The sequence below is a fragment of the Streptomyces sp. NPDC055632 genome (genome assembly GCF_053618675.1).
Genome location: NZ_JBSHHY010000047.1, coordinates 1 through 14,949 on the forward strand (window position 1 = coordinate 1; position 14,949 = coordinate 14,949).

General features: G+C 75.3%; 14 protein-coding genes and 1 rRNA gene. 11 read left to right on the plus strand and 4 right to left on the minus strand.

The genetic code is table 11. The annotated features are described in order from the left end of the window. From rrf to ACWGSR_RS33970, 3 genes are all read left to right on the plus strand, one after another. A 5S ribosomal RNA gene (gene rrf / locus ACWGSR_RS33960) occupies positions 1 to 91 on the plus strand; the annotation flags it as partial. Between the two features lie 232 nt (positions 92 to 323). Continuing rightward, on the plus strand, positions 324 to 1,106 hold the full coding sequence (locus ACWGSR_RS33965) for a hypothetical protein (protein WP_453572609.1): 783 nt from the start codon (positions 324 to 326) through the stop codon (positions 1,104 to 1,106). After that, entirely contained in the window at positions 1,046 to 1,807 is a 762-nt protein-coding gene (locus ACWGSR_RS33970; protein ID WP_376241594.1) for a tetratricopeptide repeat protein, read from the plus strand. The genes ACWGSR_RS33965 and ACWGSR_RS33970 overlap by 61 nt, the downstream gene beginning before the upstream one ends. A gap of 86 nt (positions 1,808 to 1,893) precedes the next feature. Here the strand turns inward: ACWGSR_RS33970 and ACWGSR_RS33975 are convergent, their stop codons facing one another. Beyond that, the gene (locus ACWGSR_RS33975; RefSeq protein ID WP_376241539.1) at positions 1,894 to 3,225 is read right to left on the minus strand and encodes a DUF1015 domain-containing protein; all 1,332 of its coding nucleotides are present in this window, start codon (positions 3,223 to 3,225) and stop codon (positions 1,894 to 1,896) included. Between the two features lie 80 nt (positions 3,226 to 3,305). Between ACWGSR_RS33975 and ACWGSR_RS33980 the strand changes: the two genes are divergently transcribed. Both ACWGSR_RS33980 and ACWGSR_RS33985 read left to right on the plus strand, forming a co-directional pair. Then, positions 3,306 to 4,394, plus strand: a complete 1,089-nt coding sequence (locus ACWGSR_RS33980; protein WP_453572545.1) for an HAD hydrolase-like protein — start codon at positions 3,306 to 3,308, stop codon at positions 4,392 to 4,394. A gap of 199 nt (positions 4,395 to 4,593) precedes the next feature. Further along, the gene (locus ACWGSR_RS33985) at positions 4,594 to 5,427 is read left to right on the plus strand and encodes an ABC transporter ATP-binding protein (RefSeq protein ID WP_376241543.1); all 834 of its coding nucleotides are present in this window, start codon (positions 4,594 to 4,596) and stop codon (positions 5,425 to 5,427) included. On the opposite strand, the gene ACWGSR_RS33990 is transcribed toward ACWGSR_RS33985, so the two are convergent. Beyond that, the gene (locus tag ACWGSR_RS33990; protein WP_366377652.1) at positions 5,416 to 5,763 is read right to left on the minus strand and encodes an SCP2 sterol-binding domain-containing protein; all 348 of its coding nucleotides are present in this window, start codon (positions 5,761 to 5,763) and stop codon (positions 5,416 to 5,418) included. The genes ACWGSR_RS33985 and ACWGSR_RS33990 overlap by 12 nt on opposite strands. Before the next feature lie 42 nt (positions 5,764 to 5,805). Here ACWGSR_RS33990 and ACWGSR_RS33995 point away from each other — a divergent pair, with 42 nt between their 5' ends. From ACWGSR_RS33995 to ACWGSR_RS34020, 6 genes are all read left to right on the plus strand, one after another. Further along, complete coding sequence (locus ACWGSR_RS33995; protein ID WP_453572549.1) at positions 5,806 to 6,138, plus strand: hypothetical protein; 333 nt, start codon at positions 5,806 to 5,808, stop codon at positions 6,136 to 6,138. A gap of 7 nt (positions 6,139 to 6,145) precedes the next feature. Further along, positions 6,146 to 6,961 carry a TlyA family RNA methyltransferase gene (locus ACWGSR_RS34000; RefSeq protein ID WP_366377654.1) on the plus strand — a complete coding sequence of 272 codons (816 nt, stop codon included), beginning with the start codon at positions 6,146 to 6,148 and terminating at the stop codon, positions 6,959 to 6,961. Beyond that, the gene (locus ACWGSR_RS34005; RefSeq protein WP_366377655.1) at positions 6,958 to 7,881 is read left to right on the plus strand and encodes an NAD kinase; all 924 of its coding nucleotides are present in this window, start codon (positions 6,958 to 6,960) and stop codon (positions 7,879 to 7,881) included. Before ACWGSR_RS34000 ends, ACWGSR_RS34005 begins: the two co-directional genes overlap by 4 nt. Positions 7,882 to 7,973: 92 nt before the next feature. Continuing rightward, a complete protein-coding gene (gene recN, locus ACWGSR_RS34010; RefSeq protein ID WP_453572552.1) occupies positions 7,974 to 9,722 on the plus strand; it encodes a DNA repair protein RecN in 1,749 nt (582 codons plus the stop codon). Further along, positions 9,719 to 10,438: a hypothetical protein gene (locus ACWGSR_RS34015; RefSeq protein ID WP_453572555.1), complete on the plus strand. Its 720-nt coding sequence runs from the start codon at positions 9,719 to 9,721 to the stop codon at positions 10,436 to 10,438. The genes recN and ACWGSR_RS34015 overlap by 4 nt, the downstream gene beginning before the upstream one ends. Before the next feature lie 109 nt (positions 10,439 to 10,547). Beyond that, positions 10,548 to 11,627, plus strand: a complete 1,080-nt coding sequence (locus tag ACWGSR_RS34020) for a glycosyltransferase family 4 protein (RefSeq protein ID WP_376241552.1) — start codon at positions 10,548 to 10,550, stop codon at positions 11,625 to 11,627. 65 nt (positions 11,628 to 11,692) lie between these two features. Here ACWGSR_RS34020 and ACWGSR_RS34025 read toward each other — a convergent pair whose 3' ends face one another. Then, positions 11,693 to 13,321, minus strand: a complete 1,629-nt coding sequence (locus ACWGSR_RS34025; protein WP_376241554.1) for a PucR family transcriptional regulator — start codon at positions 13,319 to 13,321, stop codon at positions 11,693 to 11,695. Positions 13,322 to 13,493: 172 nt separating this feature from the next. Next, positions 13,494 to 14,885 (minus strand): FAD-binding oxidoreductase, encoded by a 1,392-nt coding sequence (locus ACWGSR_RS34030; protein WP_453572559.1) that lies wholly within the window; start codon positions 14,883 to 14,885, stop codon positions 13,494 to 13,496. Positions 14,886 to 14,949: the final 64 nt, after the last annotated feature.

The following is a 14,949-nucleotide window of genomic DNA, read 5'->3' on the forward strand; positions in this document are numbered from 1 at the left end:
GCCCGGTTACATTCCGAACCCGGAAGCTAAGCCTTTCAGCGCCGATGGTACTGCAGGGGGGACCCTGTGGGAGAGTAGGACACCGCCGAACAATTCTTCAGGACCCCTGGTCCCAGCGTTCATGCTGGGACCAGGGGTCCTTTTGTTTTTCCTTGATTTTTCTCCACTGCGCGGCGGAGTGCCGGCTGCGCGAGAATGACTGCAGTACCCGAAGACAGGAGTCACGACCATGCCCACCAACTCTCCCGACGACCGTCCGGAGCGCGAGCCGCGTCGCAGGGACGGTGGTGGTGGCGACCGGGGCGGCTTCCGTGGGCCGCGCCGTGACGACCGTGGCGGCGACAACCGGGGCGGCGACAACCGTGGCGGGGGCGGCTTCCGCCGCGATGACCGCCGTGACGACCGGGGTGGCGACCGTCCGTCGTCGTTCCGTCGTGACGACCGCGGTGGCGACAACCGCGGTGGCGACAACCGTGGTGGCGACAACCGTGGCGGTGGCTTCCGCCGTGATGACCGGCGTGACGACCGTCCGTCGTTCCGGCGGGACGACAACCGTGGCGGTGACAACCGTGGCGGTGGGTTCCGTCGTGATGACCGGGGTGGCGACCGTCCCTCGTTCCGGCGGGACGACCGGCCTTCGTACCAGCGTGACGACCGCCGTGACGACCGCCGTGACGACAATCGCGGTGGTGGCTTCCGTCGGGACGACAACCGCGGTGGTGGGTTCCGTCGCGATGACCGTGGTGGCGACAACCGTGGCGGTGGGTTCCGTCGTGACGACCGCGGTGGCGACCGTCCGTCGTTCCGGCGCGATGAGCGGCCTTCGTACCAGCGTGACGACCGCCGTGACGACAACCGCGGTGGCGGTTTCCGGCGGGACGACCGCGGTGGCGACAACCGGGGTGGGTTCCGGCGGGACGACAGCCGTGGTGGCGGGTTCCGTGGGCGGGACGACCGGGGCGGCGACAGCCGTGGTGGGTACGGGCGTCGCGACGACCGGGGCGGCCGTGACCGGGACCGCGGTGACCGCGCGCCGATCAAGCGCCTGCCGATCCCGCCGGAGGTCACCGGTGAGGAGATCGACCCGGACGTGCGCCAGGAGCTGATGAGCCTGCCCAAGGGGCTCGCCGAGGACGTCTCGCGCAACCTCGTCATGGTCGCCCAGCTGATCGACGAGGACCCCGAGAAGGCGTACGGGTACTCCAGGGTCGCCCTGCGGCTCGCGTCCCGTGTCGCCGCCGTCCGCGAGGCCGCCGGGTTCGCCGCGTACGCCACGCAGAAGTACTCCGAGGCGCTGGCCGAGTTCCGGGCCGCGCGACGGATGAGCGGCGGCGTCGAGCTGTGGCCCGTCATGGCCGACTGCGAGCGCGGCCTCGGCCGGCCCGAGCGGGCGCTCGCGATGGCCGGTGAGCCCGAGGTGCAGAAGCTGGACAAGGCCGGGCAGGTCGAGATGCGGCTCGTGGCCGCCGGCGCCCGCCGGGACCTGGGGCAGCTCGACGCGGCCATCGTGACGCTGCAGAGCCCCGAGCTTGCCTCCGGCGCCGTTCACCCGTGGACCGCGCGCCTGCGGTACGCGTACGCCGACGCGCTCCTCGCCGCCGGCCGTGAGCAGGAGGCCCGCGAGTGGTTCGGCAAGGCCCTCGAAGCCGACAAGGACGGTGCCACGGACGCCTCCGACCGGCTCGCCGAGCTGGACGGCGTCGAGTTCGTCGACGCGTTCGACGAGTCGGAGGACGAGGACGAGGACTTCGCCGGGGAGAAGGACGGCGTCGTCGAGGACGACGACCGGGACGGCGACAAGGGCTGATCCGGGCCGGTATCGGTGAGTGAAGAAGGGCGGCACCTCCGGGTGCCGCCCTTCTTCGTTCTCGTCCTCGCTCTCGGCGGTGCCGCTCAGTCCAGCGCGAGGCTTCTCAGGACCAGGCCGGTCGCCGGCTTCGGGCCGAAGGAGGTCGACTTGCGGGGCATCGTGACGCCCTGGCGGGCCAGGTCCCGGACGACCTCCTCGCGGACCGGGTGCATGAGGACCGCCGTACCGCCGCGGCGTTCCGCCTGGGCGACCGCCGCCTCGGTGTCGTGGATGTAGGCGATGTCCTCGGGGGCGTCCGGGACGTGCCAGACGTGCTCCAGGAGGGCGGAGTGCAGGACGGTCGCGTCCAGGGTCCGCCAGGCCTCGGGGCGGTCCGTGCGGATCGTGCGGTCGAGGAGGGCCGGGTCCGGGCGGTCCAGGAGGTGGAAGGCGCCGTCGCCCGCGAGGAGGAAGGCGTTGCCCTCGGCCGTGGCCGCCGTGAGGGCCGCCAGGGCCTCCGGGAGGGGTCCTTCGACGCGGCGCACCCGGAAGGAGCCCTCGACGGCCGCGAGGGCGTCGGCGACCGGGAGGCGGTTGAGGAGGCGGTGGATGGCGCGGACCCGCAGGGGGTAGCGGGCGGTGTCGACCAGGAGGACCAGGCCGTAGTTCCAGGGGCCCGGCCCGGCGTGCTCCTCGCGCAGGCGCAGGTACGTCGCCCAGCGGTGGTGGCCGTCGGCGATGAGGGCCTGGTGGCGGCCGAGGTCCGCGGCGACGGCGGCCTGTTCGGCCGGGTCGGTCACCGCCCACAGGCGGTGGCAGAAGCCGTCCTCGGTGGTGGTGGAGAGGAGCGGTTCGCGTTCCGCCGCCCGCTCGATCACCGCGTTCGCGCCTCCGTGGTCCTCCCCGAGGGAGCCGTTCTCCCCTGCGGGGCCGCCCTCGCCGACGTAGGTGAGGAGCAGGGGTTCGAGGTTGGCCGCGGTCGTCCGCATCAGGGCGGCGCGGTCCTCGACCACGTGCGGCATCACGTCCTCGTGGGGGAGGACGACGCCGGCCTCGGGGGCGGAGAGCTCCAGGGCCCCGATGATCCCGCGCTGGAGGATCCCGTCGCCCCGCTGCTCGTACACGTAGAGCGCGGGCACCGGGTCGGGGGCGAGGACGCCGTCCGCGAGCCAGCGGTCGAGGGTGACGGCGGCCTTGCGGTGGCGGGTGCCGGCGGTGATCGCCTGCGGGAGGATCAGCCGGACGATGTTGTGCGGGTCCGCCGACTCCAGGTGGAGCAGCCCGTCAGGTCGTACGACGACGTCGTAGGGAGGGGACGTCACGGCGGCGAGGCTGCCGACCCGCTCGGGGACGTACCGGAGCCCCCGGAACGGGGCCAGGCGCAGTCCGGCGCCGTCGTCGCGGACGTCTTCGGCCGCGTGACCTGAGGTGTTCATCTCGACATCGTATGTGGGCCGGGGCATGAGCGATGATCGGGGGAGCGGGGCGATCACATCCGGTGAGGCGAGGAGCGAGCGTGACGGTGCAGGGCGGTCGGGAACGGCGGGACGGCGGCAGGACGCGGCCGGAGGGCAGCGCGGAGCCGCTGAGCGGGGCGTACGACACGGCGCTGCTCGATCTGGACGGGGTCGTGTACGCGGGCGGGCTCGCCGTTCCGTACGCCGTCGAGTCGCTCGGGGCGGCCCGGGACGGCGGGATGCGCCTCGCGTACGTCACCAACAACGCGCTGCGGACGCCGGAGGCGGTCGCGGAGCACCTCACGGAGCTCGGGGTGCCGGCGGAGGCCGGGGACGTGGTCACCTCGGCGCAGGCCGTCGCCCGGCTGATCGCGGACGAGGTGCCGGCCGGGTCCCGGGTGCTGCTCATCGGCGGCGAGGGGCTTGCGGTGGCGCTGCGCGAGCGGGGGCTCGTGCCGGTGGACTCGGCGGACGACGACCCGGTGGCGGTCGTGCAGGGTTACGGCGGGCCGGAGCTGCCGTGGAAGCGGTTCGCGGAGGCGGCCTACGCGGTGGGGCGGGGCGTGCCGTGGTACGCCTCCAACACGGATCTGACGATCCCCGGCGCGCGCGGCATCGGGCCGGGGAACGGGGCGGCCGTGGAGGTCGTGCGGATCGCCACCGGCGGGCGCTTCGAGCCGAAGGCGGCCGGGAAGCCGCTGCCGCCGATGCACCGGGAGACGGTGCTGCGGACCGGGGCGGAGCGGCCGCTCGTCGTCGGGGACCGGCTCGACACGGACATCGAGGGGGCGTTCAACGGCGGGGTGGACTCGCTGCTCGTCCTGACCGGGGTGACGGACGTGGCGCAGCTCCTCGCGGCCGTGCCCGAGCACCGGCCGACGTACGTGGCGGCCGATCTGCGGGGACTGCTCACGGGCCAGCCGGAGGTGGTCGCCGACGGGGACGGCGGGTTCGTGTGCGGGGTGTGGCGGGCCTCGGCGGGCGGGAGCGCGCTGACGGTCGAGCCGGTGGCGTCCGGGGAGGCGGCGTCCGGGAAGGCGGACCCCATGGACGGCGTACGGGCCCTGTGCGGGGCCGCGTGGTCGGCGGCGGAGGCGGGTGCGGGCGCCCTGGACGCGGAGAAGGCGATCGTGCGGTTGGGGTTGTAGCCCTGTAGCCCTGTGGCTGTGGCTGTGGCTGTGGCTGTGGCTGTGGCTGTGGCTGTGGCTGTGGCCGGGGCCGAGGCGGGGGCCGGGGCGGGTGATCGTCGGGCGGTTCAGGAAGTTGGGTAGGCTAACCTAACTCCTCTTGGGTCGTGGTCGTCAGCGTCCGCCACGGTCACGGACGAGGACAACGGGAGTCGCGGGTATGGACGGTCGGCAGAAGCAGCGCCTGAGCGCGGAAGCGGTCACTCTGGCGTACGAGCAGCGGGTCATCGCCCGTGACCTGTCCGTCGAGATCCCCGACAACTCCTTCACCGTCATCGTCGGACCGAACGCCTGCGGCAAGTCCACCCTGCTGCGTGCCCTCTCCCGGATGCTGAAGCCCGCCGAGGGGCGCGTCCTGCTCGACGGGCAGTCGATCCACTCCCTGCCCGCCAAGAAGGTCGCCAAGACCCTCGGGCTGCTGCCCCAGACCTCCCTGGCCCCCGACGGCATCACCGTCTCCGATCTCGTCGCCCGCGGCCGCTACCCGCACCAGGGCCTGCTGCGCCAGTGGTCCCCCGAGGACGAGCGGATCACCCGGGAGTCGATGGAGGCGACCGGCGTCGCCGAGCTGGCCGACCGGTACGTGGACGAGCTCTCCGGCGGCCAGCGCCAACGCGTCTGGATCGCCATGGCGCTCGCCCAGCAGACCCCGCTGCTCCTGCTCGACGAGCCGACGACGTACCTCGACATCCAGCACCAGATCGACGTGCTCGACCTGTGCGCCGAGCTGCACGAGACGCAGGGGCGCACGCTCGTCGCCGTCCTGCACGACCTCAACCACGCGGCCCGGTACGCGACCCACCTCATCGCCGTCCGCGGCGGCGAGGTGGTCGCCGAGGGGCCGCCGTCCGAGGTCGTGACCGCCGAGCTGGTCGAGCGGGTCTTCGGGCTCCGCTGCCAGGTCATCGAGGACCCGGAGACGGGGACGCCGCTGGTCGTGCCCGCCGGGCGGAAGGCGCGCGCCGTCGTGGCGGGAGCCGCGCTACAGAAGTGAGCGCAGCCGCAGCAGGTCGCGGAAGCCGGCCTCCAGTCTGACCCGGCCCGATGCCCAGGCCTTCGCGAAGTTCAGCCGCCCGTCCACCATCGCCACCAGGTCGTCCCCGGTCATCGCGAGCCGGATCTGCGCCTTGGCCGGCGGTGGGCCCTGCACGGTGGAGTCCACCCGGATCCGGCCGTCCGCGAGGCGGCCCGTGAAGGTGGTGTCCAGGTCGGTGACGTGGCAGCTCAGGGTGCGGTCGAGCGCGGCCGCGCCGCGCACGTCGCCGTCCGCCCGCGCGAGGCCGTCGGAAAGTCTGTCCAGTGCGCCGCGGCACTCCGTGATCGTCGCCATCGCCGTCGACGGTACCCCAGGGGTTCGCGGTAGCGTCGTGGCATGAGCGACGCGATGCCGGAACCGGTGGGAGAACCGCCGGCGGACGACCAGGTCGACGGCCGGATCGACGAAGGGTCCGGGGAGCCCGGCGAGACCTGTGGGGCGGTCGGTGACACGGCCGGCGAGCCCGCCGCCGCCGCGCCCCTCGGCGTCGCCCGGGAGCTCACCGGCCACTCCGCCGTCGACGCCCGCCTCGCGCGTCTCGCCGAGGTCGACGCCCTCCCGGCGGACGGGCACCTGGAGGTGTACGAGGATGTACACCGTGGGCTGCGCGACGAGCTGACCTCGCTCGACGCGGCCCCCGCCCCCCGTCCGTACGACAACAGGAGCTGAACAGAACGTGGCAGGAGTGGCACGCCGCCGCCTCGACGCCGAGCTGGTCCGGCGCAAGCTCGCGCGCTCGCGGGAGCACGCCGGGCAGCTGATCGCCGCGGGCCGGGTGACCGTCGGCAAGACCGTCGCCACCAAGTCCGCCACCCAGGTCGAGACCGCCGCGGCCATCGTCGTCGCCCAGGACGGCTCCGACCCCGACTACGTCTCGCGCGGCGGCCACAAGCTCGCCGGGGCCTTCGAGGCCTTCGTCCCGCGGGGTCTCGTGGTCGAGGGGCGGCGCGCCCTGGACGCCGGGGCCTCCACCGGCGGCTTCACGGACGTCCTGCTGCGCGCGGGCGCGGCCCACGTCGTGGCCGTCGACGTCGGCTACGGGCAGCTCGCCTGGTCGCTGCAGAGCGACGAGCGGGTCACCGTGAAGGACCGCACGAACGTACGCGAGTTGACATTGGACGCCATCGACGGCGTGCCCGTCGACCTCGTCGTCGGGGACCTGTCCTTCATCCCGCTCGGCCTCGTCCTGCCCGCCCTGGCGGCCTGCACGGCGCCCGGCGCCGACCTGGTCCTCATGGTCAAACCGCAGTTCGAGGTGGGCAAGGAGCGGCTCGGCTCGGGCGGAGTCGTCCGTTCCGCCGAACTCCGCGCCGACGCCGTGAAGAACGTGGCCCGGCGGGCCGGCGAACTCGGGCTCGGCGTCCTCGGCGTCACCGCCAGCCCCCTGCCCGGACCCTCCGGCAACGTCGAGTACTTTCTGTGGCTGCGGGCAGGGGCGCCCGCGCTGGATCCGGCGGACGTCGACCGCGCCGTGGCGGAGGGACCTCGTTGAGCTCAACGGAAGCACCACCAGAGACCGCACCACGCACCGTCTTCCTGCTCGCGCACACGGGCCGGCCGGCCGCCGTGCGCAGCGCCGAACTGGTCGTCCTGGGGCTGCTGCGCGCCGGGCTCGGCGTCCGCGTCCTGGAGGCCGAGGCGGCGGACCTGCCGCTGCCGTCCTCCGTGGAGAAGGTCCCGGAGGCCTGCTCCGAGGCGATCGACGACTGCGAACTCCTCGTCGTCCTCGGCGGTGACGGCACCCTGCTGCGCGGCGCCGAGTTCTCCCGGGCCTCCGGGGTGCCGATGCTCGGCGTCAACCTGGGGCGGGTCGGCTTCCTCGCGGAGGCCGAGCGCGACGACCTCGACAAGGTCGTGGAGCGGGTCGTCACCCGGGCGTACGAGGTCGAGGAGCGGATGACCCTCGACGTCACCGTGCACCAGAACGGCGACGTCCTGCACCAGGACTGGGCGCTCAACGAGGCGGCCGTGCAGAAGGTGTCCCCGGAGCGGATGCTGGAGGTCGTGCTCGCGATCGACGGGCGCCCGGTGACCGGCTTCGGCTGCGACGGGGTGATCTGCGCGACACCCACGGGCTCCACCGCGTACGCCTTCTCGGCGGGCGGGCCGGTCATCTGGCCCGAGGTCGAGGCGCTGCTCATGGTCCCCATCGGGGCCCACGCCCTCTTCGCCAAGCCGCTGGTGACCACCCCCGAGTCGGTGCTCGCGGTCGAGGTCGAGCCGCACACCCCGCACGGGGTGCTGTGGTGCGACGGGCGGCGGACGGTGGAGCTCCCGGCGGGCGCGCGGGTCGAGGTCCGGCGGGGCGCCGTCCCGGTCCGGCTCGCCCGGCTGCACCACGCCTCCTTCACGGACCGGCTCGTCGCCAAGTTCGCCCTCCCGGTGTCGGGCTGGCGGGGCGCCCCGCGCTGACCGGCCCTCCGCCCGCCGCCGCGTGCCGGAACGATCGGCGCGCCGGAGGGTTACGGCCGGGGCGATGTCGCATCGGACCAGGGAAACCTCGTATGGTCTGGGGCGTGCTGGAGGAGATGCGGATACGGTCGCTCGGGGTCATCGACGACGCTGTGGTCGAGTTGTCGCCCGGCTTCACCGCGGTGACCGGTGAGACCGGTGCGGGCAAGACCATGGTCGTGACCAGTCTGGGGCTGCTGCTCGGCGGCCGGGCCGACGCGGCGCTCGTACGGATCGGCGCGGCCTCGGCCGTGGTCGAGGGGCGGATCAGCGTGCCCCCGGGCGCGCCCGCCGCCGTGCGCGCCGAGGAGGCCGGGGCCGAGCTGGACGAGGGGGTGCTGCTCGTCAGCCGTACCGTCTCGGCCGAGGGGCGCTCCCGGGCCCACCTCGGCGGGCGCTCCGTGCCCGTCGGGCTGCTCGCCGAGCTCGCCGACGAACTCGTCGCCGTCCACGGCCAGACCGACCAGCAGGGCCTGCTCAAGCCCGCCCGGCAGCGCGGCGCGCTCGACCGGTACGCGGGCGAGGCCGTCTCGGTGCCGCTCGCCGCCTACGGCGAGGCGTACCGGCGGCTGCGGGCCGTCACCGCCGAGCTGGACGAGATCACCACCCGGGCCAGGGAACGCGCCCAGGAGGCCGATCTGCTGCGCTTCGGGCTCGACGAGGTCGAGGCCGTCGCCCCGCTGCCCGGCGAGGACGCCGAACTGGCCGCCGAGGCCGAGCGGCTCGGGCACGCCGAGGCCCTCGCCTCCGCCGCCGCGCTCGCGCACTCCGCGCTCGCGGGCTCGCCCGAGGACCCCGAGTCCGTCGACGCGACCACGCTCGTCGCGGGCGCGAGCCGGGCCCTGGAGGCCGTGCGGTCGCACGACCCCGCGCTCGCCGCGCTCGCGGACCGGATGGGGGAGATCTCCATCCTGCTCGCCGACGTGGCCACCGAGCTGGCCGGGTACGCCGACGACCTGGACGCCGACCCGCTGCGGCTCGCCGCCGTCGAGGAGCGGCGCGCGGCCCTCACCCAGCTCGTCCGCAAGTACGGGGACGGGACGGGCGTCGGCGCGGTCCTGGCCTGGTCGGAGGAGAGCGCGGCCCGGCTCGGCGAGCTGGACAACGACGACGACCGAGTCGAGGAGCTGACCGCCGAGCGGGACCGGCTGCGCGACGAGCTGTCGGCGCTCGCGCAGCGGCTCACCGACGCGCGGACGGAGGCGGCGGACCGGTTCGCGGCCGCCGTCACCGCCGAACTGGCCTCGCTCGCCATGCCGCACGCGCGCGTGTCCTTCTCCCTCGCGCAGACCGAGGACCCCGAGGGGGTCGAGGTCGGCGGCCGGCGGGTCGCGTACGGCCCGTCCGGGGCCGACGAGGTCGAGCTGCTGCTCGCCCCGCACCCCGGCGCCCCGCCGCGGCCGATCGCCAAGGGCGCGTCCGGCGGCGAGCTGTCCCGGGTGATGCTGGCCGTCGAGGTCGTCTTCGCCGGGGTCGACCCGGTGCCCACGTACCTCTTCGACGAGGTCGACGCGGGCGTCGGCGGCAAGGCGGCCGTCGAGATCGGCCGCCGCCTCGCCAAGCTCGCCAGGACCGCGCAGGTCGTCGTCGTCACCCACCTCCCGCAGGTCGCGGCCTTCGCCGACCGCCAGCTCCTCGTCGAGAAGACCAACGACGGCTCGGTGACCCGCTCCGGCGTCACCGTCCTGGAGGGCGAGGAGCGGGTCCGCGAGCTGTCCCGGATGCTCGCCGGCCAGGAGGACTCCGAGACGGCCCGGGCCCACGCGGAGGAACTCCTCGCTACGGCGCGGGCGGACGGGTGAGGCGCCTCGCCGCGTTCGGCCTGGCCGGTGCGGTGACGCGGGGGGTGTACGAGGGGCTGCGCGGGCTCCCGCGCGACGCGCGGTGGACGCGGACGAACCACGTGGGGCGGGACGTCGGCCTGTGGGCCGGGCCCGCCGTCGTCCTCGGGACGGCGGCCGGGAGCGGCAGCGCGCCCGTCGCCCTCGCCGTGCTCGCGGCCGGGGCGTGCGGGGCGTACGACGACGTGAAGGGGGATCACCGGCGCGGTTTCCGGGCGCACGTGGCGGCGCTGCGGAACGGCGAGGTGACCAGCGGGGCCGTCAAGCTCCTCGGGATCGGGGCCGCCTCGCTCGCGGCCGGGGCGCTGCTGAAGGAGCGGCCCGTGGACAAGGTCCTCGCCGGGATCGTCGTCGCGGGCAGCGCCCATCTGGTGAACCTCGTGGACGTGCGGCCGGGGCGGGCCGGTCTGGCGGTGCTCGCGCTCGCCGCCCCCGGGCTGCTCCGCGGCGCGCCCGCCGCCGCCCCGATGGGGGCCGTCGCCGCGGTCCTCGCGGACGACCTCGGCGAGCGGACCATGCTCGGCGACACGGGCGCGCACGCGCTCGGGGCCGCCGTCGGCGGGGCGATCGCGGCCGGGAACGGGCGGCTCGGGCTCGCCGCGCACGCGGCCGGACTCGTCGCGGCCGCCGTCTGGGGGGAGCGCACGGCCTCCTCGCGCGCTCACCCGTGTGGGTGAACCCGTGAGGTGAGCGGGGGCGTTGGGCGCCCTCCGCGCAAGGGAACGACTCCATTTCGGTGCCGGAACGTGCGTACGGTCCGAGGCCCGGACTGGCATCCTTGGGCGCGTGACACAGCTCCGTACGGTCCAAGTGCTGGGCGGCGGCAGCGCGGGCGGCAGCGCTCACGTCCGATCACTCGCCGCGGGGCTCGTGGCGAGGGGCGTGCGGGTGACCGTGTGCGCCCCTCCCGAACTCGACCGCGTCCACGACTACCTCGGCGCCGGCGCGCACTTCGTGCCCCTGCCGCACCTCGGCGACCCCTCCGCCGTCACCGCCCTGCGCAACACCTGCGTCGGCGCGGACGTCGTCCACGCGCACGGCCTCCAGGCCTCCGTGCGGGCCGCGCTCGCGCTGTCCGGCGGGGCGCCGGTCCCGCTGGTGACGACCTGGCACACCCGCAGCCACGCGGAGGGCGCGCGGGGCGGAGTGCTCCGGCTCCTCGAACGGCGGACCGTACGGGCCGCGAGCGTCGTCCTCGCCACCTCCTCCGAACTGGTCGACCGGGCCCGGCGGCGCGGCGCCCGCGACGCCCGGCTCGCCCCCGTCACCGTGCCCGCCGCGCACGGACCGGTCTGCCTCCACGACGGCAAGGCGCGCGCCGAACTCGGCGCCGTCGACCGCCCGCTGCTCATGGCCGTCGGAGCGCTCGAACGCGGCCGGGGACACCGGACCCTGCTCGACGCGGCCCGGCGGTGGCGGAACCTCGACCCGCAGCCGCTCCTCGTGATCGCCGGCGAGGGGCGCGAACGGGCCTTCCTCCAGCGGCGGATCACCGACGAGGACCTGCCGGTCCGGCTGATCGGGAGCCGCGAGGACGTCGCCGAACTGCTCGCGGCGGCGGACGTCGCCGTCCTCCCGTCCCGCTGGGAGGCCCGCTCCCCGCTCGCCCAGGCGGCGCTGCGGCTCGGCGTGCCGCTCGTCGCGACGGCGGTCGGCGGGGTGCCGGAACTCGTCGGCGACGCCGCCGAACTGGTGCCGTACGGCGACTCCGCGGCGCTCGCGGCGGCGGTGCGGGGCCTCCTGGAGGACGCCGACCGGCGGATGGACCTGGCGGCGGCGGGCCGGGTCCAGGCGGGCACGTGGCCGACCGAGGACGACACGGTGGCGCACGTGCTCAGCGTGTACGACGAGCTGGCGGGGCGCTGACGGACCCGGTGCCGGGCGTGGCCTGCGGACGGGTCGGGCGCTGACGGGCCCCGTGACCGAGGGGGCTACGACGTGTGGCGGCGGGCCCTGAGTGCCAGGGAGAGGGCCAGCACCGTCTGGGGGTCGTCCAGGTCCGTGCCCAGGAGCTCCGAGATGCGGGCGAGGCGGTTGTAGAGGGTCTGCCGGTTGAGGTGCAGCTCGCGGGCCGTCTCCGCCTTGCGGCCCGCGTGGGCCAGATACGTCTCCAGGGTGGGCAGCAGCGGCGGCCGGGAGGTCCGGTCGTGCTCCTGGAGGGGGCCGATCGCGCGGTCCACGAAGGCCCCGAGCACCGTGTCCCCGTGGAAGTGCAGCCGCCACAGCAGCAGGTCGATGTCGAGGCGCCGCGCGTCGTACCAGGGCAGGTCCGACAGGCCCTGCGCCGCCGTCGCCGTCTCCGCCGCGTGCCGCAGGCCCGCCGAGGCCGCCGCCCAGCCGCCCGCCACCCCCACCACGATCACCGGCGGGTGCGTGCCCGCGCGCTCCAGGCCGGCCCGCTCCACGCCCGCGCGCAGGGCCGCCGCGACCCGGTCCGCGACCGCCGTGCGCTCGGTCTCCGAACGCAGGCCGAGCAGGAGCGGCACCCGGCCCTCGACCGGGCGGACGCCGAGCAGCACGGGGACGCCGACGGAGGACAGCTCCTCCAGGACCGCCCGGGCGAGCAGCGCCCAGTTCCCCGAGGGGGACAGCTCCGGGGCGAGCCGCATCACCACCGGCAGGAGCGGGCCGTCGCCCGGCTTGAAGCCGAGCACCCGGGCCTGCGCCGGGGCGTCCTCGGCCGTGATCCTGCCCTCCGCCAGGTCCGTCAGGAAGTCGCCCCGGCCGCGCGCGGCCAGCTCCTCCTCCTGCCGCGCCTGCATGAGGACGACCGCGAGGAGCCCGGCCGCCCGCTCGGCCGCCATCCGGTGGACGGGGGAGAGGGCGCCGGAGACCGCCAGGAGCACCAGGCGGGCCCGCACCGAGCCCGTGCCGGGGCCGCCGCCGGGCACGTCGACCAGGACCGTGCCGGTGGGCGGGCCCGACTCGCGGGCCGCCCGGCCGCCGCGCAGCCCGTCCCAGACCTGGAGCGGGTCGGCGGGCGCGGACTCGGTGCCCGCCGCGTACAGGAGCTGTCCGTCGGGGGTCTCCAGGAAGACCGGGTTGGCGGCGAAGTCGGAGAGGATCCGCAGCACCTGCGGGACCCCGCCACCGCCGAGCAGGGCCTCCGTGCACTGCCGGTGGACCTCCTCGGCCCGCCGCTGGAGGGCGTAGTGGCCGTTGACGATCTCGGTGTGGATCTCCTCCGTCACCGTCACGAACGGCACCTCGCGGTGGAGCTGCACCAGCGGCAGGCCCGCAGTCCGCGCGGCCTCCACGATCGTCGCCGGGAGGCGGGCGAAGCGCGGTCCCAGCTCCACCACGAGCGCCGCGATGCCCCGGTCGGCGAGCCGTCGCACGAAGGCCCGCTGCTCGGCCGGCCGGGTCCCGAGCCCGAGGCCCGTGGTGAGGAGCAGCTCGCCGCCCTTGAGCAGCGACGCGATGTTCGGCACCTCGCCCGCGTGCACCCAGCGCACCGTCCGGTGCAGCCGGTCCGCGCCGGCGACGACCTCCGGGAGCCCGCCGCGCAGGCCCGGGAGTTCGAGGGCCCGCTGCACGGTGATACCGCCCTGGTTGTCCATGGGCCCGGACGCTACCCGCGTCCGACTTCCGGCGACATCACCCCACGGTCACGGCGCCGGACACTTCGTACGCCGGCCCGACAACTCGTCGCCCCCGGAGGGGGATTGCGCGATCGTGTGTCGAGTGTGTCCTGCGTCACCCGCGGAGGGGGCCGGAACGGGAGGGCGGTCCTCAGGCCGCCGGGGTGATGTTGTGGTTGAAGCGGAACACGTTCTCGGGGTCGTACGCCGCCTTCACCCCGGCCAGCCGCCGGGCGTTCTCCGCGCCGAGGCCCGCCTCCACCCGGTCCGCGCCCTCGGAGCCGATGAAGTTCAGGTACACGGCGCCGACCGCCCACGGCCGCATGTCGGCCCGGACGTCCCGCACCCAGCGGATCACCCGCTCGTCGTCGGCCGGGTCCTCCCACACCCCGAAGGGGTGCACGCCCCACGGCGCCGTGCGCCACGGCAGCGGGTACGCGGAGGGCCCGTCCGCCACCCGCCCGCCCATCGGGAAGACCAGGTGCTGGGTCCCGGTGGGCACCGGCATGTCCTCCTCCCGCGCGCAGAAGCGGTCCACGGCCTCGTCGGGGAAGCCGTCCAGGTACTCGGCCGACCAGTAGTTCCGCTGCCCGGGCGGGTCGTCCAGCATGCACTGGAAGTCGGCGTACGGGATCTCCGTCACCACCGTCGCCGCCGGGCCGAGCGCGAGCAGCGGCGCCATCACCTCCCGCAGCTCCGCCTCCGGCCCGGCGTACGTCGTCAGCGCGACGTAGACCGGCGTGCCCACCAGCTCCGGCGGGACGAAGTCCTCCGGCGGGGCCGTCAGGCAGAGCACCGCGCCGCCCGCCGCGTCGGGGGCCGGGGCGTCGAACACGTCCCGGTACGCGCGGACCGCCCCGGGCCCCGCCTCCGGCGTGAACATCAGCAGCGCGAAGCAGAACTCCGGCAGCTCGTGCACCCGCAGCGTCAGCGAGGTGACCACCCCGAAGTTCCCGCCGCCGCCGTGCAGGGCCCAGAACAGCTCCGGGTTCTCCCCGGCGTCGGCGTGCACGTGCCGGCCCTCGGCCGTGACCAGCTCGGCGGAGAGCAGGCTGTCGCAGGCGAGGCCGAACCTCCGCTCCAGCCAGCCCGAACCGCCGCCGAGCGTGAACCCGCCGACCCCGGTCGTGGACGCCCGCCCGCCGGTCACCGCCACGTGGAACGGCTGGCAGGCGCGGTCCAGGTGCGACATCGTCGCCCCGCCCCCGATCCGCACCGTCATGTGCTCGGGGTCCGCGACCACCGCGTGCATCCGGCGCAGGTCCACCACCAGGCCGCCGTCGTTGAGTGCCGTGCCGGCGACGGAGTGGCCGCCGCCGCGCACCGCGATCGGCAGGCCGGCCTCCCGGCCGAAGAGCACCGCGTTGGAGACGTCCTCGGGGGTCGCGCACTGGGCGACGACGGCCGGGCGCCGGTCGATCATGCCGTTGAAGACGGTCCTCGCCCCGTCGTAGCCGGGATCGTCCGGCACGAAGACCTCACCCGCCAGGTCCTCGCGGAGACCGGTCAGGGCGCTGTCGGGGACGAGCGTTCGGGGAGCCATGGGATGCCCCCCTTCCTTGCGGGGGACAGGACCCTTTCATCGTAGGTCCGGCCCCCGGCCCGTG

What these genes read in the sequence shown, in the direction of transcription:
- ACWGSR_RS33975 (WP_376241539.1), bottom strand. Translation starts at nt 3,225, where the DNA reads ATGAACACCTCAGGTCACGCGGCCGAAGACGTCCGCGACGACGGCGCC.
- ACWGSR_RS33985 (WP_376241543.1), top strand. Translation starts at nt 4,594, where the DNA reads ATGGACGGTCGGCAGAAGCAGCGCCTGAGCGCGGAAGCGGTCACTCTG.
- ACWGSR_RS33990 (WP_366377652.1), bottom strand. Translation starts at nt 5,763, where the DNA reads ATGGCGACGATCACGGAGTGCCGCGGCGCACTGGACAGACTTTCCGAC.
- ACWGSR_RS33995 (WP_453572549.1), top strand. Translation starts at nt 5,806, where the DNA reads ATGAGCGACGCGATGCCGGAACCGGTGGGAGAACCGCCGGCGGACGAC.
- recN (WP_453572552.1), top strand. Translation starts at nt 7,974, where the DNA reads ATGGTCTGGGGCGTGCTGGAGGAGATGCGGATACGGTCGCTCGGGGTC.
- ACWGSR_RS34025 (WP_376241554.1), bottom strand. Translation starts at nt 13,321, where the DNA reads ATGGACAACCAGGGCGGTATCACCGTGCAGCGGGCCCTCGAACTCCCG.
- ACWGSR_RS34030 (WP_453572559.1), bottom strand. Translation starts at nt 14,885, where the DNA reads ATGGCTCCCCGAACGCTCGTCCCCGACAGCGCCCTGACCGGTCTCCGC.